This window comes from Streptomyces sp. NPDC041796, assembly GCF_055590785.1.
The window spans coordinates 122,090-145,130 of the sequence record NZ_JBVJAH010000007.1 but is presented as its reverse complement, the minus strand read 5'-3'; the positions used below and the strand labels follow the sequence as shown (position 1 = coordinate 145,130).

The following is a 23,041-nucleotide window of genomic DNA, read 5'->3' as shown; positions in this document are numbered from 1 at the left end:
CTGGTCAGCTGCGATTTTAACCTCTTCTCGGCAGTCGAACCCCCCCCCCCCCCCCCCTACCCCCCCCCCCCCTCCCCCCCCCCCCCCCCTCCCCCCCCCCCCCCCCCTCCCACCCCCCCCCCCCCCCCCCCCCCCCCCCGCGGCCGTTCCACGGTCACCTCGGGGACACCCGTGGTGTCAGTGGACGCCAGTAGGGTGTGAGGCATGGCAGACCCCTCCAGCTACCGCCCCAAGCCGGGACAGATCCCCGACTCGCCGGGGGTCTACAAATTCCGTGACGAGCACCGCCGGGTGATCTACGTCGGGAAGGCGAAGTCCCTGCGCCAGCGGCTCGCCAACTACTTCCAGGACCTGGCGGGCCTGCACCCGCGCACGCGCACCATGGTCACCACGGCCGCCTCCGTCGAGTGGACCGTCGTCTCCACCGAGGTCGAGGCGCTCCAGCTGGAGTACTCGTGGATCAAGGAGTTCGATCCGCGGTTCAACGTCAAGTACCGCGACGACAAGAGCTATCCGTACCTGGCCGTCACCCTCAATGAGGACTTCCCGCGCGTGCAGGTCATGCGCGGCCAGAAGAAGAAGGGCGTCCGGTACTTCGGCCCGTACAGCCACGCCTGGGCCATCCGCGACACCGTCGACCTGCTGCTGCGCGTCTTCCCCGTGCGCACCTGCTCCGCCGGTGTGTTCAAGAACGCCGAGCGCACCGGCCGCCCCTGCCTCCTCGGGTACATCGGCAAGTGCTCGGCACCGTGCGTCGGCCGGGTCGACCCGCAGGAACACCGGGAGCTGGCCGAGGAGTTCTGCGACTTCATGGCCGGCCGCACCGGCACCTACATCCGCCGCCTGGAGAAGGACATGATGCTGGCGGCCGAGGACATGGAGTACGAGAAGGCCGCCCGGCTCCGCGACGACATAGAGGCCCTCAAGCGGGCCATGGAGAAGAGCGCCGTCGTCCTCGCCGACGCCACCGACGCCGACCTGATCGCCGTCGCCGAGGACGAGCTGGAGGCGGCCGTGCAGATCTTCCACGTCCGCGGCGGCCGGGTGCGCGGCCAGCGCGGCTGGGTCACCGACAAGGTGGAGGCCGTCGACACGGCGGGCCTCGTCGAGCACGCGCTGCAGCAGCTGTACGGCGAGGAGAGCGGCGACGCCGTCCCCAAGGAGGTCCTCGTCCCGGCCCTCCCCGAGGACCTGGACGCCGTCACGCAGTGGCTCAGCGGCCGGCGCGGCTCCCAGGTGTCCCTGCGCATCCCGCAGCGCGGCGACAAGAAGGCGCTGATGGAGACCGTGGGGCGCAACGCCCAGCAGGCCCTCGTCCTGCACAAGACCAAGCGCGCCAGCGACCTGACCACCCGCTCCCGCGCGCTGGAGGAGATCGCCGAGGCCCTGGACCTGGAGACGGCCCCGCTGCGCATCGAGTGCTTCGACATCTCCCACCTCCAGGGCGAGGACGTCGTGGCGTCCATGGTCGTCTTCGAGGACGGCCTGCCCCGCAAGAGCGAGTACCGCCGCTTCCAGATCAAGGGCTTCGAGGGCCAGGACGACGTCCGCTCCATGCACGAGGTGATCACCCGCCGCTTCAAGCGGTACCTCGCGGAGAAGGAGAAGACCGGGGAGTGGACCCTGGAGGAGACCGACGGGGAGGTCCCGGCGGAGCTGCCGGAGGACGACGGCCGGCCGAAGAAGTTCGCCTACCCGCCACAGCTCGTCGTGGTCGACGGCGGGCAGCCCCAGGTCGCCGCCGCCCAGCGGGCGCTCGACGAGCTGGGCATCGACGACGTCGCCGTCTGCGGCCTCGCCAAGCGCCTCGAGGAGGTCTGGCTGCCCGGCGACGACGACCCGGTCGTCCTGCCCCGCTCCAGCGAGGGGCTGTACCTCCTGCAGCGGGTCCGCGACACGGCCCACGACTTCGCCATCCGGTACCAGCGCACCAAGCGCCACAAGCGGATACGGACCAGCCCGCTGGACGCGGTGCCGGGGCTGGGTGACGCCCGCAAGCAGGCGCTGATCAAGTACTTCGGCTCGGTGAAGCGCCTCCGGCAGGCGACAATCGAGCAGATCTGCGAGGTGCCGGGGTTCGGCCGGAAGACCGCCGAAGCCGTGGCCGTGGCCCTCGCCCAGGCGGCTCCGGCCGCCCCCGCCGTGAACACGGCGACAGGAGAGATCATGGAAGACGACGACGGGGGAACCGGAAATGTCTGAGCACCACCCGACGGCGCAACCAGAGCCGACAGCGCGAGAAGACGGAGCAGCACACGTGAGTACGGGCACGACGATCGAGGCCGGAGAGGCCGCCGAGGCGGCCATCCCCGAGCTGGTGATCATCTCCGGCATGTCCGGCGCCGGCCGCAGCACCGCGGCCAAGTGCCTGGAGGACCTCGGCTGGTTCGTCGTCGACAACCTGCCGCCCGCGCTGATCCCCACCATGGTGGAGCTCGGCGCCCGTTCCCAGGGCAACGTGGCGCGCATCGCCGTCGTCGTCGACGTGCGCGGCCGCCAGTTCTTCGAGAGCCTCCGCGAGTCGCTCGCGGTGCTGGAGGCGAAGCAGGTCACCCGCCGGATCGTCTTCCTGGAGTCGTCCGACGAGGCCCTGGTCCGCCGCTTCGAGTCGGTGCGCCGCCCGCACCCCCTCCAGGGCGACGGCCGGATCGTCGACGGCATCGCGGCCGAGCGGGACCTGCTGCGCGAGCTGCGCGGCGACGCCGACCTGGTGATCGACACCTCCAGCCTCAACGTCCACGAGCTGCGCGCCAAGATGGACGCCCAGTTCGCCGGCGACGAGGAGCCGGAGCTGCGCGCCACGGTCATGTCGTTCGGCTACAAGTACGGCCTGCCCGTCGACGCCGACCTGGTCGTGGACTGCCGCTTCCTGCCCAACCCGCACTGGGTGCCGGAGCTGCGCCCGTTCACCGGCCTCAACGAGGAGGTGTCGGGTTACGTCTTCAACCAGCCGGGTGCCAAGGAGTTCCTCGACCGGTACACCGAGCTGCTCGAGCTGATCTCCACCGGCTACCGCCGTGAGGGCAAGCGGTACGTGACGATCGCCGTCGGCTGCACGGGCGGCAAGCACCGCTCCGTCGCCATGTCCGAGAAGCTCGCCGCCCGGCTCGCCTCGGAAGGGGTCGAGACCGTGGTCGTCCACCGGGACATGGGGCGCGAGTGAAGCAGTACCGTCGGCGTACGAGCTCCCTGTCCGTTCGTACGCTCCGCAGACGCGGCGCGCAGCCCAAGGTCGTCGCCCTCGGCGGCGGCATGGGCCTGTCCGCGTCCCTCGCCGCGCTGCGCCGTATCACCGGTGACCTGACCGCCGTGGTCACGGTCGCCGACGACGGCGGGTCCAGCGGCCGGCTCCGGGAGGAGCTCGGTGTGCTGCCGCCCGGGGACCTGCGCAAGGCCCTGGCGGCGCTGTGCGGCGACGACGACTGGGGCCAGACGTGGTCCCGCGTCATCCAGCACCGGTTCCAGTCCAAGGGCGACCTCCACGAGCACGCGGTCGGCAATCTGCTGATCGTCGCCCTGTGGGAGCAGCTCGGCGACCACGTCCAGGCACTGGACCTGGTCGGCAGGCTGCTCGGCGCGCACGGCCGGGTGCTGCCCATGTCGGCCGTGCCGCTGGAGCTGCAGGCGCTGGTCAAGGGCCACGACCCCGACCGCCCGGAGGACGTGGACACCGTCCGTGGCCAGGCGACCGTGGCGCTCACCCCCGGCGAGGTGCAGTCCGTGCACCTCGTGCCGAACGACCCGCCCGCCGTGCCCGAGGCCGTCGAGGCGGTGCTCGACGCGGACTGGGTGGTGCTCGGTCCCGGCTCGTGGTTCTCCTCGGTCATCCCGCACCTGCTGGTGCCGGAGCTGCTGGAGGCGCTCGTCGAGACCAAGGCGCGCCGGGTCCTGTCGCTGAACCTCGCGCCGCAGCCCGGAGAAACCGAGGGCTTCTCCCCGCAGCGTCATTTGGAGGTTTTGGGACGACACGCCCCTAAACTCGCCCTGGACGTGGTGCTGGCCGACGAGGCCGCCGTGCCCGACCGCGAGTCCCTCGCAGACGCCGCCAAGCGGCTCGGTGCCGCGGTCGAGCTGGCCCCGGTGGCGAGGAAGGACGGCTCGCCGAAGCACGACCCGGAGCTGTTGGCCGCCGCGTACGACCGTATTTTTCGGATGCATGGAAGGATCGGCCCATGGCGATGACGGCAGCGGTGAAGGACGAGATTTCCCGGCTTCCCGTCACCCGGACCTGCTGCAGAAAGGCGGAGGTCTCGTCGATCCTGCGGTTCGCCGGCGGGCTGCACCTGGTCAGCGGGCGGATCGTGATCGAGGCGGAGCTGGACACCGCGATGGCGGCCCGCCGTCTGAAGCGGGACATCGCGGAGATTTTCGGCCACGGTTCCGAGCTGATCGTGATGGCGCCGGGCGGGCTGCGGCGCGGGTCGCGTTTCGTGGTGCGCGTGGTGGCGGGCGGCGACCAGCTCGCCCGCCAGACGGGGCTGGTGGACGGTCGCGGCCGCCCGATCCGGGGGCTGCCGCCGCAGGTCGTCTCCGGTGCCACCTGTGACGCGGAGGCCGCGTGGCGCGGTGCCTTCCTGGCGCACGGTTCGCTGACCGAGCCCGGGCGCTCGTCGTCCCTGGAGGTCACCTGCCCGGGGCCGGAGGCGGCGCTCGCGCTGGTCGGTGCCGCGCGGCGGCTCTCCATCGCCGCCAAGGCCCGCGAGGTGCGGGGCGTGGACCGTGTGGTGGTCCGTGACGGTGACGCGATCGGCGCGCTGTTGACCCGGCTCGGGGCGCACGAGTCGGTGCTGGCCTGGGAGGAGCGGCGGATGCGCCGCGAGGTCCGTGCCACCGCCAACCGGCTGGCCAACTTCGACGACGCCAACCTCCGCCGCTCGGCGCGCGCCGCGGTCGCGGCCGGCGCCCGGGTGCAGCGAGCCCTGGAGATCCTCGGCGAGGAGGTCCCCGAGCACCTGGCGGCGGCCGGCCGGCTGCGGATGGAGCACAAGCAGGCGTCCCTGGAGGAGCTCGGCGCCCTCGCCGAACCGCCGCTGACCAAGGACGCGGTCGCGGGCCGGATCCGCCGTCTGCTGGCCATGGCCGACAAGCGGGCCCAGGACCTGGGCATCCCCGGCACGGAGTCCAACCTCACGGAGGAGATGGCCGACGGTCTCGTCGGCTGACGAATGGGCCGCCAAGTGGGCCGACGAACGGCCTGACGAGTGGGCCGCGAGTGGGCCGACGGGTCACGCCGGCGCCGCCGCTGTGCACGCCGCCGCCCCGCCCGGAGCGGCGGCGGCCGTCGGCCGGGGCCCCCGAGGCGGTATTGACATGATCATGAAGTGTCATGAGCCTGGCGCCTGTCCACTTCCGTGGCAGACAACCGCAAGGGGGGCACATGAGACGCAGGGCAAGATCGATCCTTGCCGCGGCTTCACTGCTGATGACCGGCCTGGTGGCGGCACCCGTCGCCGGGGCGCAGCAGCAGGACAGCGGGGACACCGGGGGTGGCGACAACCTCTCCGTGTGGCACGCGAAGGTGACCAAGGAGCAGGTCCCGCTCCTGCTCGACGCCGGCACCGACGGCCACGAGCTCAGCGAACAGGTGCCCGAAAAGGGCACCGCCACCCTCGAGCTGTACCTCACCGACCGGCAGGCCGCGGAGCTCCGCGACAAGGGCGTCGGCGTCACCGAGCACGACCTCACCAAGGCCGCCGAGAAGCGCGTCGCGGCCGCGGGCGACGGCGTGTTCCGGCCGTACGGCGGCAAGGGTGGGCTCAAGGAGGAGCTTCTGGCGACCGCACAGGCCCACCCCGCCCTCACCAAGGTCACCAGCATCGGCAAGACCGTCAACGGGCAGGACATCCTCGCCCTCAAGCTCAGCAAGGGCGCCAGGAAGAACGAGGACGGCTCCAAGCCCGCCACCCTCTACCTCTCCAACCAGCACGCCCGCGAGTGGATCACGCCCGAGATGAACCGGCGGCTGCTCCACCACTACCTCGCCGGCTACGGCAAGGACCCGCGGATCACGAAGATCGTGGACACCACCGAGCTGTGGTTCGTCCTCTCCGCCAACCCCGACGGCTACGACCACACCCACGCCGCCCCCGCCAACCGCCAGTGGCGCAAGAACCTCCGCGACAACAACGGGGACGGGAGGATCGCCCCCGGCGACGGCGTCGACCTCAACCGCAACTTCTCCTACAAGTGGGGATACGACGACGAGGGTTCGTCGCCCGACCCCGCCGACGAGACCTACCGCGGCACCGGCCCGATGTCCGAGCCGGAGACCAAGGCGCTGGACGCGTTCCAGAAGCGGATCGGATTCCAGTACGGCGTCAACTACCACTCCGCCGCGCAGCTGATCCTCTACGGCGTCGGCTGGCAGGTCGCCACCGACACCCCCGACGACGTCCCCCTCAAGGCCCTGGCGGGCACCCCTGCCAAGCCCGCGGTCCCCGGTTACCGCCCCCAGGTCTCCTCCGAGCTCTACACCACCAACGGCGAGGCCGACGGACACGCGGCCAACGTCAACGGCATGCAGATGTTCACCCCGGAGATGTCCACCTGCGCCACCGCCTCCCGTGTCGACCCGAACGACGCCTGGGAGCCGTCCGACTGCGCCTCCGTCTTCACCTTCCCCGACGACGAGAGACTGATCCAGCAGGAGTTCGCCAAGAACGTCCCGTTCGCGCTCGCCGTCGCCGAGTCCGCCGCCCGCCCCGACAACCCGGTCTCCCCGGTCGGCGCCGACGCCCCCGCCTTCGTCCCCGACACCTTCACCACCTCCTACGCGTACGACGGCGACGACCAGGAAGTCGCCGTCACGGCCCGCAAGTCGCTGAAGGACAAGGAACTCAAGTACCGCGTCAACGGCGGCCGTACGCACGACCAGCGGCTCGAAGCCTGGGAAGGCGGCGAGACGTACGGCGGCGAGGACAACCTCTACTACGAGGAGTACCGCACCGAGGTCCAGGACGGCGAACCGGGCGACACCGTCGAGGTCTGGTTCACCGGCCGCACCCGCGACGGCAAGCGCGTGTCCTCGACCCCCTTCACGTACACGATCGCGGCACGTCCGCGAGGCGACACGCTCGTCCTCGCCGAGGAGGGCGGCACCACACCCGCGAAGCACACGGCCACGTACACCAGGACGCTGAAGGACAACGGGCGCCGATCCGCCGTCTGGGACGTCGCCACGCAGGGAGCCCCGCACCCACTGGGCGTGCTCGGTCACTTCGACACCGTCGTCTGGTACACCGGCGCCGACCGGCCCTCCGGGCCCACGACCCTCGCCGTACGGGAGTACCTCAACGAGGGCGGCAAGCTGATCAACGCGGGCGAGCACTCCGGCGGACTCGTCGACATCGGCCGCGCCGACTCCAACGACTTCGCCCAGTACTACCTCGGCGCCTACCGCCGCTCCGGGATGGCCTCACCCGGTGCCTTCCAGGGCGTGGGCCGCTTCACCGGTACGGGGGCGACCCTCGGCGACGCGACCGGCAACCCGCTCGACAGCGCCGGTGCCTATACCGTCACCTCCGACACCCTCGACCCCAAGCGGTTCCCCCAGTTCCGCAGCGCCGCCGCGGGCGACTACCCCGGCGTACGCACCCCCTTCGAGCCGTACGAGGGCGAGACCTTCGCCGCCGCCCGGCACGTGGACAACGCCTGGATGCGGCTCACCCGCACCGTCGACCTCACCGCGACGGACGCGGCGGCGAAGCCCACGCTCCAGTTCCGGCTCAGCCACGACACCGAGCCCGGGTACGACAACGTGGTCGTCGAGGCCCACACCGTCGGCCAGGACGACTGGACGACCCTGCCCGACGCCCAGGGCCGCTCCTCCACCGAGGTCCCGGCCGACTGCGCCGAGGGCTACTACCTCGCCGGGCACCCCTTCCTCGCCCGCTACCTGACCCTCGGCGAGGACGGCTGCACCGCCACCGGCACCACCGGCGCCTGGCACGCCTTCACCGGGACCTCGGGCGGCTGGCAGCCGGTCTCCGTCGACCTGAGCGCCTACGCCGGCAAGCGGGTCGAGCTGTCCCTCTCCTACATCACCGACCCCGGAACCGGTGAGACGGGCGTCTTCGCCGACGACACCCGGCTCGTCGTCGGCGGCGACGCACGGGAGGGGGAGGGCTTCGAGACCTCACTCGGCGCCTGGACCGTCCCCGGCCCGCCGGCCGGCAGCCCGGGCAACGCCACCGACTGGGCCCGATCACCCGCGCTGTTCCACTCCCAGGCGGCCGTCACCACGCGTGACACCGTGCTGCTCGGGTTCGGGCTGGAACACGTACCCGGCCCGTCCCAGCGCAAGCGGCTGCTGGGCTCGGCGCTCGCGGCGCTGCGGCGCTGACGAGCGCACTCCCGCACCGAAGAGCGCGCCGCGCTGACGCTCGGTAGCCGGACGAACGCCCCGGTGGACCGTACTGCCCAGTAGCAGATGGGTTCCGGCCCACCGGGCTCGTCCGGGTGCGCTAGATGTCACTCCGCCGCCTGGAGGGAGGTAGGGTCGTAAGCGGTCGGGGACATCCCAAATAGAAACTCGCCGGCGTCGAAACCGGCGTACCTAACGAGGAGATCGGTTCGTGACGATCCGCGTAGGCATCAACGGCTTTGGCCGCATCGGTCGTAACTACTTCCGCGCGCTGCTGGAGCAGGGTGCAGACATCGAGATCGTGGCTGTCAACGACCTGGGTGACACTGCGACCACGGCCCACCTGCTGAAGTACGACACCATCCTGGGCCGCCTCAAGGCCGAGGTGACCCACACCGCCGACACGATCACGGTCGACGGCCACACCATCAAGGTGCTCTCCGAGCGCAACCCGGCCGACATCCCCTGGGGTGAGCTGGGCGTCGACATCGTCATCGAGTCGACCGGCATCTTCACGAAGAAGGCCGACGCCGAGAAGCACATCGCCGGTGGCGCGAAGAAGGTCCTCATCTCGGCTCCGGCCACGGACGAGGACATCACCATCGTCATGGGTGTCAACCAGGACAAGTACGACGCGGCCAACCACCACGTCATCTCCAACGCCTCCTGCACCACCAACTGCGTGGCGCCGATGGCCAAGGTCCTCGACGAGAACTTCGGCATCGTCAAGGGCATGATGACGACCGTCCACGCGTACACCAACGACCAGCGCATCCTGGACTTCCCGCACAAGGACCTCCGCCGCGCCCGTGCCGCCGCGGAGAACATCATCCCGACCTCGACGGGCGCCGCCAAGGCCACCGCCCTGGTCCTCCCGCAGCTGAAGGGCAAGCTGGACGGCATCGCCATGCGCGTCCCGGTCCCCACCGGCTCGGTCACCGACCTGGTTCTCGAGCTTGACCGCGAGGTCACCAAGGACGAGATCAACACCGCCTTCCAGAAGGCCGCCGAGGGCCAGCTGAAGGGCATCCTCGAGTACACCGAGGACCCGATCGTCTCCTCCGACATCGTCAACTGGCCGGCTTCCTGCACCTTCGACTCGCAGCTGACGATGGTCCAGGGCAAGCAGGTCAAGGTCGTCGGCTGGTACGACAACGAGTGGGGTTACTCCAACCGCCTCGTCGACCTCACCGTCTTCGTCGGCGGCCAGCTCTAAGAAACCGGGTAGCAGGGCAGGCACTTCGATGTGAGCGCAGGGCTCGGGCAGCGCAACGCCGCGCTGTACGAGCCCTGTCGCTTGCGTCGATCTTCCAAGGAGTACGGAGCAACAGGGACAGATGAAGACGATCGACGAGCTTCTTCGCCAAGGGGTCGAGGGCAAGCGGGTGTTCGTCCGCGCCGACCTCAACGTGCCGCAGGACGGCACCACCATCACCGACGACGGCCGCATCCGCGCCGTCCTGCCGACCGTCAAGGCGCTGACCGCGGCCGGCGCCAAGGTTGTCGTCGCCTCGCACCTCGGCCGCCCCAAGGGCGCCCCGGACCCCGCCTTCACACTGCGGTTCGCCGCCTCCCGGCTCGGCGAGCTGCTCGGCCGGCCCGTCGCCTTCGCCGGTGACACCATCGGCTCCGAGGCCCACTCGGCCGTCGCCGGCCTGGAGAACGGTCAGGTCGCCGTCCTGGAGAACCTCCGCTTCAACGCCGGCGAGACGTCCAAGGACGACGCCGAGCGCGCCGAGTTCGCCGCCCGCCTCGCCGCCCTCGCGGACGTGTACGTGGGTGACGGCTTCGGCGCCGTGCACCGGGGGCACGCCTCCGTCTACGACCTGCCGCGCCTGCTCCCGGCGTACGCCGGCTACCTGATCGCGACCGAGGTCGGTGTCCTGAAGAAGCTCACCGACGACGTCAAGCGCCCCTACGTCGTCGTGCTGGGCGGCGCCAAGGTCTCCGACAAGCTGGGCGTCATCGACCACCTGCTGGAGAAGGCCGACCGCATCCTCATCGGCGGCGGCATGGCGTACACCTTCCTCAAGGCCAAGGGCCACGAGGTCGGCATCTCGCTGCTCCAGGAGGACCAGATCCCGGCCTGCCTGGAGTACCTGGCCAGGGCCGAGAAGAAGGGCGTGGAGTTCGTGCTCCCCGTCGACGTGCTGGTCTCGTCCCAGTTCCCCGACCTGAAGACCAAGGCCCCGGCCCACCCGAGCCTGGTCGCCTCGACCGCCATTCCGGCGGACCAGGAGGGTCTGGACATCGGTCCCGAGACCCGCAAGCTGTACGCATCGAAGCTCGCCGACGCGGCCACCGTCTTCTGGAACGGCCCCATGGGCGTCTTCGAGCACCCCGACTACGCCGAGGGCACCAAGGCCGTCGCCCAGGCGCTCGTCGACTCCCCGGCCTTCACGGTCGTCGGCGGTGGCGACTCCGCCGCGGCCGTCCGGACCCTGGGCTTCGACGAGGACGCATTCGGCCACATCTCGACCGGCGGCGGCGCGAGCCTCGAGTACCTCGAAGGCAAGACGCTTCCCGGCCTCGCCGCACTGGAGGACTGACCCTCAATGACCGCCCGTACCCCGCTGATGGCGGGCAACTGGAAGATGAACCTCAACCACCTCGAGGCCATCGCCCACGTCCAGAAGCTCGCCTTCGCCCTGACCGACAAGGACTACGACGCCGTCGAGGTCGCCGTCCTCGCGCCCTTCACCGACCTGCGGTCCGTCCAGACCCTGGTCGACGGCGACAAGCTGAAGATCAAGTACGGCGCCCAGGACATCTCGGCGCACGACTCCGGCGCTTACACCGGTGAGATCTCCGGCGTGATGCTGTCCAAGCTGAAGTGCACCTACGTCGCCGTCGGCCACTCCGAGCGCCGGCAGTACCACGCCGAGAGCGACGAGGTCTGCAACGCCAAGGTGAAGGCGGCCTTCCGCAACGGCCTGGTCCCGATCCTCTGCGTCGGCGAGGGCCTGGACGTCCGCAAGGCCGGTGACCAGGTCTCCTACACCCTCGCGCAGCTCGACGGCGGCCTGAAGGACATCCCGGCCGAGCAGGCCGAGACGATCGTGATCGCCTACGAGCCGGTGTGGGCCATCGGCACCGGCGAGGTCGCCACTCCCGAGGACGCGCAGGAGGTCTGCGGGGCGATCCGCGGGCGTCTGGCCGAGCTGTACTCCAAGGAGCTGGCCGACAAGGTCCGCATCCAGTACGGCGGCTCCGTGAAGGCCTCGAACGTGGCCGCGATCATGGCGCAGCCCGACGTCGACGGCGCCCTGGTGGGCGGCGCGGCGCTGGACGCCGAGGAGTTCGTAAAGATCGTCCGGTTCCGCGACCAGTGAGTATGCGGTAGGGCGGAATCGTCGTACCCTTGCGGGGGCCGAGGCTCTTCATCGGAGCCTGGGCCCCCGTCGTCCGTAGAAGTCCGACAGTCCGTGTAATCCGAGAATTGCCAGGAAGTAGGGTCCAGCCGTGGTTATGGGGTTCTCGATCGCCCTCATCGTCTTCAGCGCGCTGCTGATGCTGCTGGTGCTGATGCACAAGGGGAAGGGCGGCGGCCTCTCCGACATGTTCGGTGGCGGCATGCAGTCGTCCGTCGGTGGCTCCTCGGTCGCCGAGCGCAACCTGGACCGCATCACCGTGGTCGTCGGTCTGCTGTGGTTCGCGTGCATTGTCGTACTTGCTCTCCTGATCAAGCTGGACAACTGACGTCTCGGTTCCGCGTCCCGGGGAGGGGTGTAACTCCAATCACTGGACGCGCGTTGGGCCTTACGTAGACTGGGGCATCTTCGAGCACCATCACGCAGGGAGTTACAACCGTGGCAAGTGGCAACGCGATCCGGGGAAGCCGGGTCGGCGCGGGGCCGATGGGGGAGGCCGAGCGGGGCGAGTCCGCGCCGCGACTCCGCATCTCCTTCTGGTGCTCGAACGGGCACGAGACGCAGCCGAGCTTCGCGAGTGACGCACAGGTCCCGGAGACCTGGGACTGCCCGCGGTGCGGGTTCCCGGCCGGCCAGGACCGGGACAACCCGCCGGACCCGCCGCGCACCGAGCCGTACAAGACGCATCTGGCGTATGTGCGGGAGCGGCGCAGCGACGCGGACGGCGAGGCGATCCTGGCCGAGGCGCTGGCGAAACTCCGCGGCGAGATCTGAGCGGTCGAGGGCCCTGTAGGTGGATTCCACCGGCAGGGCCCGACTTGTTGTGCGCGGCATCGTCGATGCTCGGTCCGCGCTTGCCGTCGCCACCCCGGTGCCCCAGATCAATTAGGTTGGAGGGGCAGCGGGGCAAGCAGGCAGGTACGAGAAGAAGTGGGCTGATGTCCGAGATGAATGCAGAAAGCCGCACGAGGCTCAACCGGATGCCCGAGTGGACGGCCCTCGGCAAGCACCGGGAGCAACTGGGGCAGACGCATCTGCGCGAGTTGTTCGCCGCCGACCCGGCGCGCGGCACCGCATACACGCTGCGGGTCGGCGACCTGTATCTGGACTACTCCAAGCACCTGGTCACCGATGAGACGCTGCGGCTGCTGCGCGAGCTGGCCGCCGCGACCGGGGTGGCGGAGCTGCGCGACGCCATGTTCCGCGGAGACAAGATCAACACGACCGAGAAGCGCGCGGTCCTGCACACGGCGCTGCGCGCCCCGCGCGAGGCCGTGATCGAGGTCGACGGCGAGAACGTCGTGCCGCGCGTGCACGCGGTGCTCGACAGGATGACCGCCTTCTCCGAGCGGATCCGCTCCGGCGAGTGGACCGGTCACACCGGCAAGCCCATCAAGAACATCGTCAACATCGGTATCGGCGGCTCCGACCTCGGTCCGGCGATGGCGTACGAGGTCCTGCGTTCCTGGACGCGCCGCGACCTGACGTTCCGTTTCGTCTCCAACGTGGACGGCGCCGACCTGCACGAGGCGATCCAGGACCTGGACGCTGCCGAGACGCTCTTCATCATCGCGTCCAAGACGTTCACCACCATCGAGACCATCACCAACGCCACCTCCGCCCGCGACTGGCTCCTCACCGAACTGAGGGCCGGTCAGGAGGCCGTGGCCAAGCACTTCGTCGCCCTGTCGACCAATGCCGAGAAGGTGGAGGACTTCGGCATCGACACGGCCAACATGTTCGAGTTCTGGGACTGGGTCGGCGGGCGGTACTCCTACGACTCCGCCATCGGCCTCTCCCTGATGATCGCCGTCGGACCGGACCGGTTCCGGGAGATGCTCGACGGCTTCCACCTGGTCGACGAGCACTTCCGCACGGCTCCCGCCGAGGAGAACGCGCCGCTGCTGCTCGGTCTGCTGGGCATCTGGTACGGGGCGTTCTTCGACGCCCAGTCCCATGCCGTCCTGCCCTACAGCCACTACCTGTCGAAGTTCACGGCCTACCTCCAGCAGCTCGACATGGAGTCCAACGGCAAGTCCGTGGACCGCGACGGCAACCCGGTCGACTGGCAGACCGGACCCGTCGTCTGGGGCACGCCCGGTACGAACGGGCAGCACGCCTACTACCAGTTGATCCACCAGGGCACCAAGGTCATCCCGGCCGACTTCATCGGCTTCGCCAAGCCGGTCGCCGACCTGCGGCCGGGCCTGGTCGGCCAGCACGACCTGCTGATGGCCAACTTCTTCGCCCAGACCCAGGCGCTCGCCTTCGGCAAGACGCCCGACGAGGTCCGGGCCGAGGGCGTGGCGGAGGAGCTGGTGCCGCACAAGACCTTCCGCGGCAACCACCCCACCACCACCATCCTGGCCGACGAACTGACCCCGTCCGTGCTGGGCCAGCTGATCGCCCTGTACGAGCACAAGGTCTTCGTCCAGGGCGCCGTCTGGAACATCGACTCCTTCGACCAGTGGGGCGTCGAGCTCGGCAAGGTGCTGGCCAAGAAGATCGAGCCCGTACTGACCGGGGGCGAGGGCGGCGAACAGCTCGACAGCTCGACCGCCGCGCTGGCGAAGCGGTACCGGACACTGCGCGGCAGGTGAGCCGATGACGGGGGAGGACGCGGTGCGGCTGCGACCGCCGAACCACACGCCGGACGAGCGGGTCATCGGCTGGTGGCGGACGCAGTGGCTGCTCCTGGCCGGAGCGCCCGTGGTGGCCCTGGCCGTGCTGGGCGCGCTGATGGAGTCCGCCCGGCTCTGGCTGTGGCTGCCCGCCGGCATCCTGGCCGTCGCCGGGCTCGCCTGCGCCGCGTTCTTCCCCCGCTGGTGGTTCACGGTCCACCGCTGGGAGGTCACGGACGACGCCGTCTACGTCCGCACCGGTGCCTTCCGGCAGGAGTGGCGGATCGCGCCGATGTCCCGCATCCAGACCGTGGACACCGTACGCGGGCCGCTGGAGCAGGCGTTCGGGCTCGCCACGCTCACCGTGACCACCGCGTCCGCCAAGGGTGCCATCCGGATCGAGGGCCTCGACCACGAGCTGGCCGCCGAGCTGGCCGAGCGGCTGACCCGGATCACTCAGGGCACGCCCGGAGACGCCACATGAGCGAACCGGGTCCCGACACCGACGGGTGGCAGCGGCTCGACAAGCGGGCCGTGCTGGTGACCGCGCTCGTCATGGCCGGGGTCGCGGCCGGTGTCTGCGCCCCGGTCCTGCTGGGCCTGGGCGGTGGCGCCTGGTTCGGTCACGGGCCGCGCCGGGGCGGCGGCATCCTCCTGATGCTCGCCGCCGCCGTGCTGCTCGTGGGCGGCGGGGCGGCGGTGGAGTACGTCCGCTGGACCCGCACCCGCTACCGCATCGGCCCCGGGCGGGCCGAACTCCACAGCGGACTGCTGCTGGTCAAACGCCGGTCGCTGTCCCGGACACGCATCCGCAGCGTCGACCTGACGGCCCATCCGCTGCTGAGGGCCCTCGGCCTGGTGAAGGTCCGGATAGGGACCGGCGAGCAGACCGGTGGCGAGTCCACGCTGGAGCTCCACCCCGTCAGCAGGGCGGAGGGCGAACGCCTGCGCCGCGAACTGCTCGCCCGGCCCGCCGAACCGGCCGAGGGCGCCCTCCGGGACGGCGAGCTGGCCGCCTTGGACCCCCGCTGGATCCGGTACGCCCCCCTCTCGTTCGTCGCCCCGCTGCTGGGCGGCGCGGCGGCGGGCGGCGTGATGCAGGTCAGCGACTGGTTCGGCGCCCAGGACGAGGTCATCGGCTGGGTGGGCGACCGGTTCCGGGACACGCCCCTCGTATGGGTCGTCCTGACCCTCGCCGCCGTCGCCCTCCTCGCGGGCGTCGTCGGCGCGCTCGGCCTCTGGGTCGAGATGTGGTGGAACTACCGGCTGGAGCGTGAGCCCGGCGGCACCCTCCGGGTGCGGCGCGGCCTGTTCACCACCCGCTCGGTGTCCATCGAGGAACGACGCCTGCGCGGCGTGGAACTGGTCGAGCCGCTCGGCGTCCGGCTGACCGGCGCGGCCAGGGTCGACGCGGTCGCCACCGGCCTCGCCACGGCCGAGGACGACCAGCACGCCGACCACAAGACGCTGCTGCCCGCCGTGCCCCGTCACATGGCCGACGACGTGGCCGCACAGATACTCCGGGAGCCCACCTCCCCGACCGGCGCGCCGCTCACCGCCCACCCCCGCGCGGCCCGTGCCCGACGGCTGCGGTGGGCCGTCGGAGCCGCGCTGGTCCCCGTCCTGCTCCTCGCCGCCCTCGGCTCCGCCCTCAGCCGGATCTGCGCCGTGGTGCTGCTGCCGCTCGCGGTGTTCCTCGCCCTCGACGCGTACCGAGGACTGGGCCACGGGCTCAGCGGCGACTACCTGGTCACCCGCTCCGGCACCGTCCGCCGCGCCACCGTCGCGCTCCACCGCGGCGGCGTCATCGGCTGGACGGTCCGTCAGTCGTACTTCCAGCGCCGCGCCGGCCTCGTCACGCTGACGGCCACGACCGCGGCGGGAGCGGGCGCGTACCACGTCCACGACGCGGACCGGGCCGAGGGCCTCCGCTTCGCGCGGGACGCCGTTCCCGGGCTCCTCGAACCGTTCCTGGAGCGCCCCACCGACGCCGAAGGCCCGGCCCACCCATAAGGGTGAACCGGGCCTCCGCCCGACGGGGCTGAACCCGCGTCAGTCGGTCGCCGGGGAGTACAGGGTCCGCGGGAGCCGGGCGGCCGCCGCCCGGTCCAGCAGCCACAGCGTCCGCGACCTGCCGTACGCGCCGGCTGCCGGGGCCTGTGTCTCGCCCGCACCGGACAGGGCGATCGCCGCGGCCTTCGCCTTGTCCTCGCCCGCCGCCAGGAGCCACACCTCGCGCGCCGCGCGGATCGTCGGCAGCGTCATCGAGATCCGGGTCGGCGGCGGCTTGGGCGCCCCGTGGACGCCCACCACCGTGCGCTCGGTCTCCCGCACCGCCGGAAGCTCCGGGAAGAGGGAGGCGACATGGGTGTCCGGGCCGACGCCCAGCATCAGGACGTCGAACGCCGGCACCTGGCCATGGTCCTCCGGCCCCGCCGCCGCGGCCAGTTCCTCCGCGTACGCGGCGGCGGCCGCGTCCGCGTCCGAACCGTACGCACCGCCCGCCACCGGCATGGTGTGCACCCGCGCCGGGTCCAACGGGACGCTGTCGAGCAGCGCCTCGCGGGCCTGGGTGTCGTTCCGGTCGGGGTCGCCCTCCGGCAGGAACCGCTCGTCGCCCCACCACAGGTCCAGGCGCGACCAGTCGATCGCGTCGCGGGCGGGGGACGAACTCAGCGCGGCCAGCAGCCCGTTGCCGTTCCGGCCACCCGTCAGCACCACCGAGGCGGCACCGCGCGCGGCCTGGGCGTCCACGATCCGGGTGATCAGCCGGGCCGCCGTGGCCTGGGCCATCAGCTCCTTGTCGCGGTGCACGACGAGCTGCGGAGCACTCACTTGGCGGCTGCCTTCTTGGCCGGCGACTTGGCCGAGGCCTTCTTCGCGGCGGGCTTGTCCTCGCCGGACGCGTCCTCGCCGGCGGTGTCCGCGGCCGGCTGCTCGCCGGGCTCCCGCACACCGCCGGCGGCGGACCGGGACGACTCGCCGAGCCGGTCCACCCCGTACCGCAGCGCCGACGCGTACGTGTCGTCCGGGTCGAGGCGCCGCAGCTCCTCGGCGATCAGCTCGGACGTCTCACGGCGCTTGAGCGCCACCGCCCGGTTGGGCTGTCCCTCGATGCACAGCGTGGCGAGCGAACCGTCCGGCCGGTCCAGCACGATGGGGCCGCAGCTGGTCTCCATCCGCACGGCGGTCAGACCGGGGCCCGACGACGTCGCGCGCTTCACGGGGATCTTCAGCCGGTCCGCCAGCCACATGGCCAGCAGCTCGACGCTCGGGTTGAACTCCTCGCCCTCCACCTCGGCCGACGTGACCTCGCACGTGACCTGGTCCAGGGCCGCCGCCAGCATCGAACGCCACGGCGTGATCCGGGTCCAGGACAGGTCCGTGTCACCCGGCGTGTAGGCGGCGGCGCGCGCCGCCAGCTCCCGTACCGGGTGCTCGGAGGCGTACGAGTCGGTGACACGGCGCTGCCCGAGGGCGCCCAGCGGGTCGTTGGCCGGGTCGGCCGGGGCGGCCACCGGCCACCAGACCACCACCGGGGCGTCCGGCAGCAGCAGCGGCAGGACGACCGACTGGGCGTGGTCGATGACCTCGCCGTACAGCCGCAGCACCACCGTCTCGCCGGTGGAGGCGTCCGCACCCAGCCGCACTTCGGCGTCCAGGCGCGCGTTGGCCCGGTCGCGGGGGGAACGCGAGGGGCGCTTGATGACGACCAGGGTCCGCGAGGGGTGCTCACGGGACGCGTCGTTGGCCGCCTTCAGGGCGTCGTAGGCGTTCTCCTCGTCCGTGACGATGACCAGGGTGAGCACCATGCCGATGGCAGGCGTACCGATGGCGCGCCGCCCCAGCACCAGCGCTTTGTTGATCTTGCTGGATGTGGTGTCCGTAAGGTCGGTCTTCATGGCCGGCGCCAGCTCCGTCCGTCTCGTGCGAGCATCTCGTCCGCCTCGACCGGCCCCCACGTCCCGGCCTCGTACTGGGCCGGCTTGCCGTTGCGGTCCCAGTACTGCTCGATCGGGTCGAGGATCTTCCAGGACAGCTCGACCTCCTCCGTGCGCGGGAAGAGGTTGGCGTCACCGAGCAGGACGTCGAGGATGAGCCGCTCGTACGCCTCGGGGCTGGACTCCGTGAAGGATTCGCCGTACGCGAAGTCCATCGAGACGTCCCGCACCTCCATCGACGTGCCCGGCACCTTCGAGCCGAACCGCAGGGTCACGCCCTCGTCCGGCTGGACGCGGATGACCAGGGCGTTCTGTCCCAGCTCCTCCGTCGCCGTGTGGTCGAACGGGGAGTGCGGCGCCCGCTGGAAGACCACCGCGATCTCGGTGACGCGGCGGCCGAGGCGCTTGCCGGTGCGCAGGTAGAAGGGGACGCCCGCCCAGCGGCGGTTGTCGATCTCCAGCTTGATGGCGGCGTAGGTGTCGGTCTTCGACCGGGGGTCGATCCCGTCCTCCTCCAGATAGCCGACGGCCCTGGCGCCGCCCTGCCACCCGGCCGCGTACTGCGCGCGCACGGTGGACTTGCCGAGGTCCTTGGGCAGCTTCACCGCGCCCAGCACCTTGGTCTTCTCGGCCGCGAGCGCGTCCGCGTCGAAGGAGGCCGGCTCCTCCATCGCGGTCAGCGCGAGCAGCTGGAGCAGGTGGTTCTGGATGACGTCACGGGCGGCGCCGATGCCGTCGTAGTAGCCGGCGCGGCCGCCGATGCCGATGTCCTCGGCCATCGTGATCTGTACGTGGTCGACGTACGACCGGTTCCAGATCGGCTCGAAGAGCGTGTTGGCGAACCGCAGCGCCAGGATGTTCTGGACGGTCTCCTTGCCCAGGTAGTGGTCGATCCGGAAGACCTGCTCCGGCGAGAAGACCTCGTGGACGATCTCGTTGAGCTCCTTGGCGGAGGCCAGGTCGTGCCCGAACGGCTTCTCGATGACCGCGCGCCGCCAGGAGTCGTTCTTCTGGTCGGCCAGCCCGTGCTTCTTGAGCTGCTGGACGACGACCGGGAAGAACTTGGGCGGTACGGAGAGGTAGAACGCGAAGTTGCCGCCGGTGCCCTGGGCCTGGTCCAGCTCCTCGATCGTCTTCTTCAGGGTCTCGAACGCCTCGTTGTCGTCGAAGTTGCCCTGGACGAACCGCATGCCCTGGCTGAGCTGCTGCCACACCTCCTCACGGAAGGGCGTACGGGCGTGCTGCTTGACGGCCTGGTACACCTCGTCCGCGAAGTCCTCGTCCTGCCACTCGCGGCGGGCGAACCCGATCAGCGAGAAACCCGGCGGGAGCAGGCCTCGGTTGGCGAGGTCGTACACGGCAGGCATCAGCTTTTTACGGGACAAATCGCCCGTGACGCCGAAGATCACCAGGCCCGACGGCCCCGCGATGCGCGGGAGCCGTCGGTCTGCGGCGTCACGGAGCGGATTCGCTCCATGAACTGCGTTCAAGGTTTACGCCTCCGAAGGGGCGAGGCGCTTGAGCTCCGCCTCGGTCGACTTGAGCAGGTCGTTCCAGGACGCCTCGAACTTGTCGACGCCCTCGTCCTCCAGCAGCTGCACCACGTCGTCGTAGCTGATGCCCAGCTTCTCGAGGGCCGCCAGATCGGCGCGCGCCTGGTCGTACGTGCCCGCGATGGTGTTGCCGGTGATCCGGCCGTGGTCGGCGGTGGCCTCCAGGGTGGCCTCCGGCATGGTGTTCACCGTGCCCGGCGCGACCAGCTCGTCGACGTACAGGGTGTCCTTGTACGCCGGGTCCTTGACGCCGGTCGACGCCCACAGCGGGCGCTGCTTGTTGGCCTGCGCCTTGTCCAGCGCGGCCCAGCGGTCCGAGGAGAAGACCTCCTCGTACGCCTCGTACGCCAGGCGGGCGTTCGCGAGCGCGGCCTTGCCGCGCAGCGCCACGGCCTCGTCGGTGCCGATGCCGTCCAGGCGCTTGTCGATCTCGGTGTCCACACGGGACACGAAGAAGGACGCCACCGAGTGGATCTTCGACAGGTCCAGGCCGCGCTCCTTGGCCTTCTCCAGACCGGCCAGGTAGGCGTCCATCACCGCGCGGTAGCGCTCCAGCGAGAAGATCAGCGTGACGTTGACGCTGATGCCGAGGCCGATGACCTCGGTGATCGCCGGCAGACCCGCCTTGGTGGCCGGGATCTTGATCAGCGTGTTCGGCCGGTCCACCAGCCACGCCAGCTGCTTCGCCTCGGCGACGGTCGCCTTGGTGTTGTGCGCCAGGCGCGGGTCCACCTCGATCGAGACCCGGCCGTCCAGGCCCTGGGTCGCGTCGTAGACCGGGCGCAGGATGTCGGCGGCGTCCCGCACGTCCGCCGTCGTGATCATGCGGATGGCTTCCTCGACGGTCACCTCCCGGGCGGCGAGGTCCGACAGCTGCTGGTCGTAGCCGTGGCCCTCGGAGATCGCCTTCTGGAAGATCGACGGGTTGGTGGTGACACCGACCACGTGCTGCTGGTCGATCAGTTCGGCGAGGTTGCCGGACGTGATCCGCTTGCGGGACAGGTCGTCCAGCCAGATCGCGACGCCTTCGTCGGAGAGGCGCTTGAGTGCGTCTGTCATGAGAATTGCATCTCCTACTAGTCGTATACCGGCGTCAGCGCGCTGCGGCGTCGAGGGATTCCCGGGCGGCGGCGGCGATCGCCTCCGCAGTGAAGCCGAACTCCCGGAAGAGCACCTTGCCGTCGGCCGAAGCACCGAAGTGCTCCAGCGAAACGATGCGACCCGCGTCACCGACGTACCGGTGCCAGGTCAGACCGACGCCGGCCTCGACCGCGACGCGCGCCTTCACCGAAGGCGGCAGCACCGCATCCCGGTACCCCTGGTCCTGCTCCTCGAACCATTCGACGGACGGCATCGAGACGACCCGGGTCGGGACGCCGGCGGCCTGGAGCTGCTCACGGGCCTCCACGGCCAGGTGCACCTCGGAGCCGGTGGCGATCAGCACGACCTGCGGCTCGCCGCCCTCCGCGTCGAACAGCACGTAGCCGCCGCGGGCGGCGTCGTCGTTCCACTCGTACGTCGGAACGCCCTGGCGGGTGAGCGCCAGACCGTGCGGAGCACCCTTGCCGAACTCCTTGGTCCAGCGGCGGAGGATCTCGCGCCAGGCGATCGCCGTCTCGTTGGCGTCGGCCGGGCGCACGATGTTCAGGCCCGGGATGGCGCGCAGCGAGGCCAGGTGCTCGACCGGCTGGTGCGTCGGGCCGTCCTCGCCGAGGCCGATGGAGTCGTGCGTCCACACGTACGTCACCGGCAGGTGCATCAGCGCGGAGAGCCGGACGGCGTTGCGCATGTAGTCGGAGAACACCAGGAAGGTGCCGCCGAAGATGCGGGTGTTGCCGTGCAGCGCGATGCCGTTCATCTCCGCGGCCATGGCGTGCTCACGGATACCGAAGTGGATCGTGCGGCCGTACGGGTCCGCCTCCGGCAGCGGGTTGCCCACCGGGAGGAACGACGACGTCTTGTCGATCGTCGTGTTGTTCGAGCCGGCCAGGTCGGCGGAGCCGCCCCACAGCTCGGGGACGACCGCGCCCAGCGCCTGGAGCACCTTGCCGGAGGCGGCGCGGGTGGCGACGCCCTTGCCGGGCTCGAAGACCGGGAGCTTCTCCTCCCAGCCGGTGGGCAGCTCACCCGCGGCGATGCGGTCGAACTCGGCGGCGCGCTCCGGGTTGGCGGCACGCCACTCCTGGAACTGCTTCTCCCACTTCGCGCGGGCCTCACGGCCGCGGTCGAGGGCCTGCCGGGTGTGGGCGATGACCTCGTCCGACACCTCGAAGGACTTCTCGGGGTCGAAGCCCAGGACGCGCTTGGTGGCCGCGACCTCCTCGTCGCCGAGCGCCGAGCCGTGGGCGGCCTCGGTGTTCTGCGCGTGGGGCGCCGGCCAGGCGATGATCGAGCGCATCGCGATGAACGACGGGCGCGACGTCTCGGCCTTGGCGGCCTGGAGGGCACGGAAGAGGGCCTCGGGGTCGAGGTCGCCGTTCTCCTTCGGCTCCACGCGCTGGACGTGCCAGCCGTAGGCCTCGTAGCGCTGCATCGTGTCTTCCGAGACGGCGGTCTCGGTGTCGCCCTCGATCGAGATGTGGTTGTCGTCCCACAGCAGGATCAGGTTGCCGAGCTTCTGGTGCCCGGCCGTGGAGGACGCCTCCGCGGAGATGCCCTCCTGGAGGCAGCCGTCACCGGCGATGCAGTAGACGAAGTGGTCGAACGGCGAGGTGCCGGGCGCCGCCTCCGGGTCGAACAGGCCGCGCTCGTAGCGGGCGGCCATGGCCATGCCCACGGCGTTGGCGACACCCTGGCCCAGCGGACCGGTCGTCGTCTCGACGCCGACCGTGTGGCCGTACTCCGGGTGGCCCGGGGTCTTCGAGCCCCAGGTCCGGAAGGCCTTCAGGTCGTCCAGCTCCAGACCGAAGCCGGCCAGGTAGAGCTGGGTGTACAGCGTCAGGGACGAGTGTCCGGCGGACAGCACGAAACGGTCGCGCCCGGTCCAGTCGGCGTCCGCCGGGTCGTGCCGCATCACCTTCTGGAAGAGGGTGTAGGCGGCAGGGGCCAGGCTCATGGCCGTACCGGGATGGCCGTTGCCGACCTTCTGTACGGCATCGGCGGCCAGGATGCGGGCGGTGTCGACGGCCCGCTGGTCCAACTCGGTCCACTCGAGGTCTGTGGTGGTCGGCTTGGTGCTCACCCTGGGTCAGGG

General features: G+C 70.8%; 18 protein-coding genes. 13 read left to right on the top strand and 5 right to left on the bottom strand.

The window, feature by feature from the left end; genetic code table 11:
- Positions 1 to 204: 204 nt before the first annotated feature.
- The 13 genes from uvrC (at position 205) to ACZ6C1_RS16160 (ending at position 16,367) form a co-directional block, all read left to right on the top strand.
- Positions 205 to 2,202, top strand: coding sequence for an excinuclease ABC subunit UvrC (uvrC, locus tag ACZ6C1_RS16220; protein WP_469241486.1), 1,998 nt, complete (start codon positions 205 to 207; stop codon positions 2,200 to 2,202).
- Complete coding sequence (gene rapZ, locus ACZ6C1_RS16215; RefSeq protein WP_469241484.1) at positions 2,195 to 3,163, top strand: RNase adapter RapZ; 969 nt, start codon at positions 2,195 to 2,197, stop codon at positions 3,161 to 3,163. The genes uvrC and rapZ overlap by 8 nt, the downstream gene beginning before the upstream one ends.
- Positions 3,160 to 4,182, top strand: coding sequence for a gluconeogenesis factor YvcK family protein (locus ACZ6C1_RS16210; RefSeq protein WP_469241483.1), 1,023 nt, complete (start codon positions 3,160 to 3,162; stop codon positions 4,180 to 4,182). Before rapZ ends, ACZ6C1_RS16210 begins: the two co-directional genes overlap by 4 nt.
- Positions 4,173 to 5,162 carry a DNA-binding protein WhiA gene (gene whiA, locus ACZ6C1_RS16205; RefSeq protein ID WP_436989475.1) on the top strand — a complete coding sequence of 330 codons (990 nt, stop codon included), beginning with the start codon at positions 4,173 to 4,175 and terminating at the stop codon, positions 5,160 to 5,162. Before ACZ6C1_RS16210 ends, whiA begins: the two co-directional genes overlap by 10 nt.
- Before the next feature lie 215 nt (positions 5,163 to 5,377).
- Entirely contained in the window at positions 5,378 to 8,341 is a 2,964-nt protein-coding gene (locus ACZ6C1_RS16200; RefSeq protein WP_469241480.1) for a M14 family metallopeptidase, read from the top strand.
- A 232-nt stretch (positions 8,342 to 8,573) separates the two neighbouring features.
- A complete protein-coding gene (gap, locus tag ACZ6C1_RS16195; protein WP_469241478.1) occupies positions 8,574 to 9,578 on the top strand; it encodes a type I glyceraldehyde-3-phosphate dehydrogenase in 1,005 nt (334 codons plus the stop codon).
- Between the two features lie 121 nt (positions 9,579 to 9,699).
- Positions 9,700 to 10,911 carry a phosphoglycerate kinase gene (locus ACZ6C1_RS16190; RefSeq protein WP_469241476.1) on the top strand — a complete coding sequence of 404 codons (1,212 nt, stop codon included), beginning with the start codon at positions 9,700 to 9,702 and terminating at the stop codon, positions 10,909 to 10,911.
- A 6-nt stretch (positions 10,912 to 10,917) separates the two neighbouring features.
- Positions 10,918 to 11,694, top strand: coding sequence for a triose-phosphate isomerase (gene tpiA / locus ACZ6C1_RS16185; protein ID WP_469241474.1), 777 nt, complete (start codon positions 10,918 to 10,920; stop codon positions 11,692 to 11,694).
- Positions 11,695 to 11,830: 136 nt separating this feature from the next.
- A complete protein-coding gene (gene secG / locus ACZ6C1_RS16180; RefSeq protein ID WP_064073089.1) occupies positions 11,831 to 12,061 on the top strand; it encodes a preprotein translocase subunit SecG in 231 nt (76 codons plus the stop codon).
- Positions 12,062 to 12,171: 110 nt separating this feature from the next.
- Positions 12,172 to 12,507, top strand: a complete 336-nt coding sequence (locus ACZ6C1_RS16175; protein ID WP_003976875.1) for an RNA polymerase-binding protein RbpA — start codon at positions 12,172 to 12,174, stop codon at positions 12,505 to 12,507.
- A gap of 173 nt (positions 12,508 to 12,680) precedes the next feature.
- Complete coding sequence (gene pgi / locus ACZ6C1_RS16170) at positions 12,681 to 14,333, top strand: glucose-6-phosphate isomerase (protein WP_469241908.1); 1,653 nt, start codon at positions 12,681 to 12,683, stop codon at positions 14,331 to 14,333.
- Positions 14,334 to 14,337: 4 nt separating this feature from the next.
- Positions 14,338 to 14,838, top strand: coding sequence for a PH domain-containing protein (locus ACZ6C1_RS16165; RefSeq protein WP_469241472.1), 501 nt, complete (start codon positions 14,338 to 14,340; stop codon positions 14,836 to 14,838).
- Positions 14,835 to 16,367, top strand: a complete 1,533-nt coding sequence (locus ACZ6C1_RS16160) for a PH domain-containing protein (RefSeq protein ID WP_469241471.1) — start codon at positions 14,835 to 14,837, stop codon at positions 16,365 to 16,367. The genes ACZ6C1_RS16165 and ACZ6C1_RS16160 overlap by 4 nt, the downstream gene beginning before the upstream one ends.
- Positions 16,368 to 16,406: 39 nt before the next feature.
- Here the strand turns inward: ACZ6C1_RS16160 and pgl are convergent, their stop codons facing one another.
- Genes pgl through tkt form a run of 5 tightly spaced genes read right to left on the bottom strand, consistent with a single transcriptional unit; the run spans position 16,407 to position 23,029 of the window.
- Positions 16,407 to 17,189, bottom strand: coding sequence for a 6-phosphogluconolactonase (gene pgl, locus ACZ6C1_RS16155; protein ID WP_469241470.1), 783 nt, complete (start codon positions 17,187 to 17,189; stop codon positions 16,407 to 16,409).
- The gene (gene opcA, locus ACZ6C1_RS16150) at positions 17,186 to 18,256 is read right to left on the bottom strand and encodes a glucose-6-phosphate dehydrogenase assembly protein OpcA (RefSeq protein ID WP_469241469.1); all 1,071 of its coding nucleotides are present in this window, start codon (positions 18,254 to 18,256) and stop codon (positions 17,186 to 17,188) included. Before opcA ends, pgl begins: the two co-directional genes overlap by 4 nt.
- On the bottom strand, positions 18,253 to 19,785 hold the full coding sequence (gene zwf / locus ACZ6C1_RS16145) for a glucose-6-phosphate dehydrogenase (RefSeq protein ID WP_469241468.1): 1,533 nt from the start codon (positions 19,783 to 19,785) through the stop codon (positions 18,253 to 18,255). Before zwf ends, opcA begins: the two co-directional genes overlap by 4 nt.
- 3 nt (positions 19,786 to 19,788) lie before the next feature.
- A complete protein-coding gene (gene tal, locus ACZ6C1_RS16140) occupies positions 19,789 to 20,907 on the bottom strand; it encodes a transaldolase (protein ID WP_469241467.1) in 1,119 nt (372 codons plus the stop codon).
- Positions 20,908 to 20,941: 34 nt separating this feature from the next.
- Positions 20,942 to 23,029: a transketolase gene (gene tkt / locus ACZ6C1_RS16135; RefSeq protein ID WP_469241466.1), complete on the bottom strand. Its 2,088-nt coding sequence runs from the start codon at positions 23,027 to 23,029 to the stop codon at positions 20,942 to 20,944.
- Positions 23,030 to 23,041 lie beyond the last annotated feature (12 nt).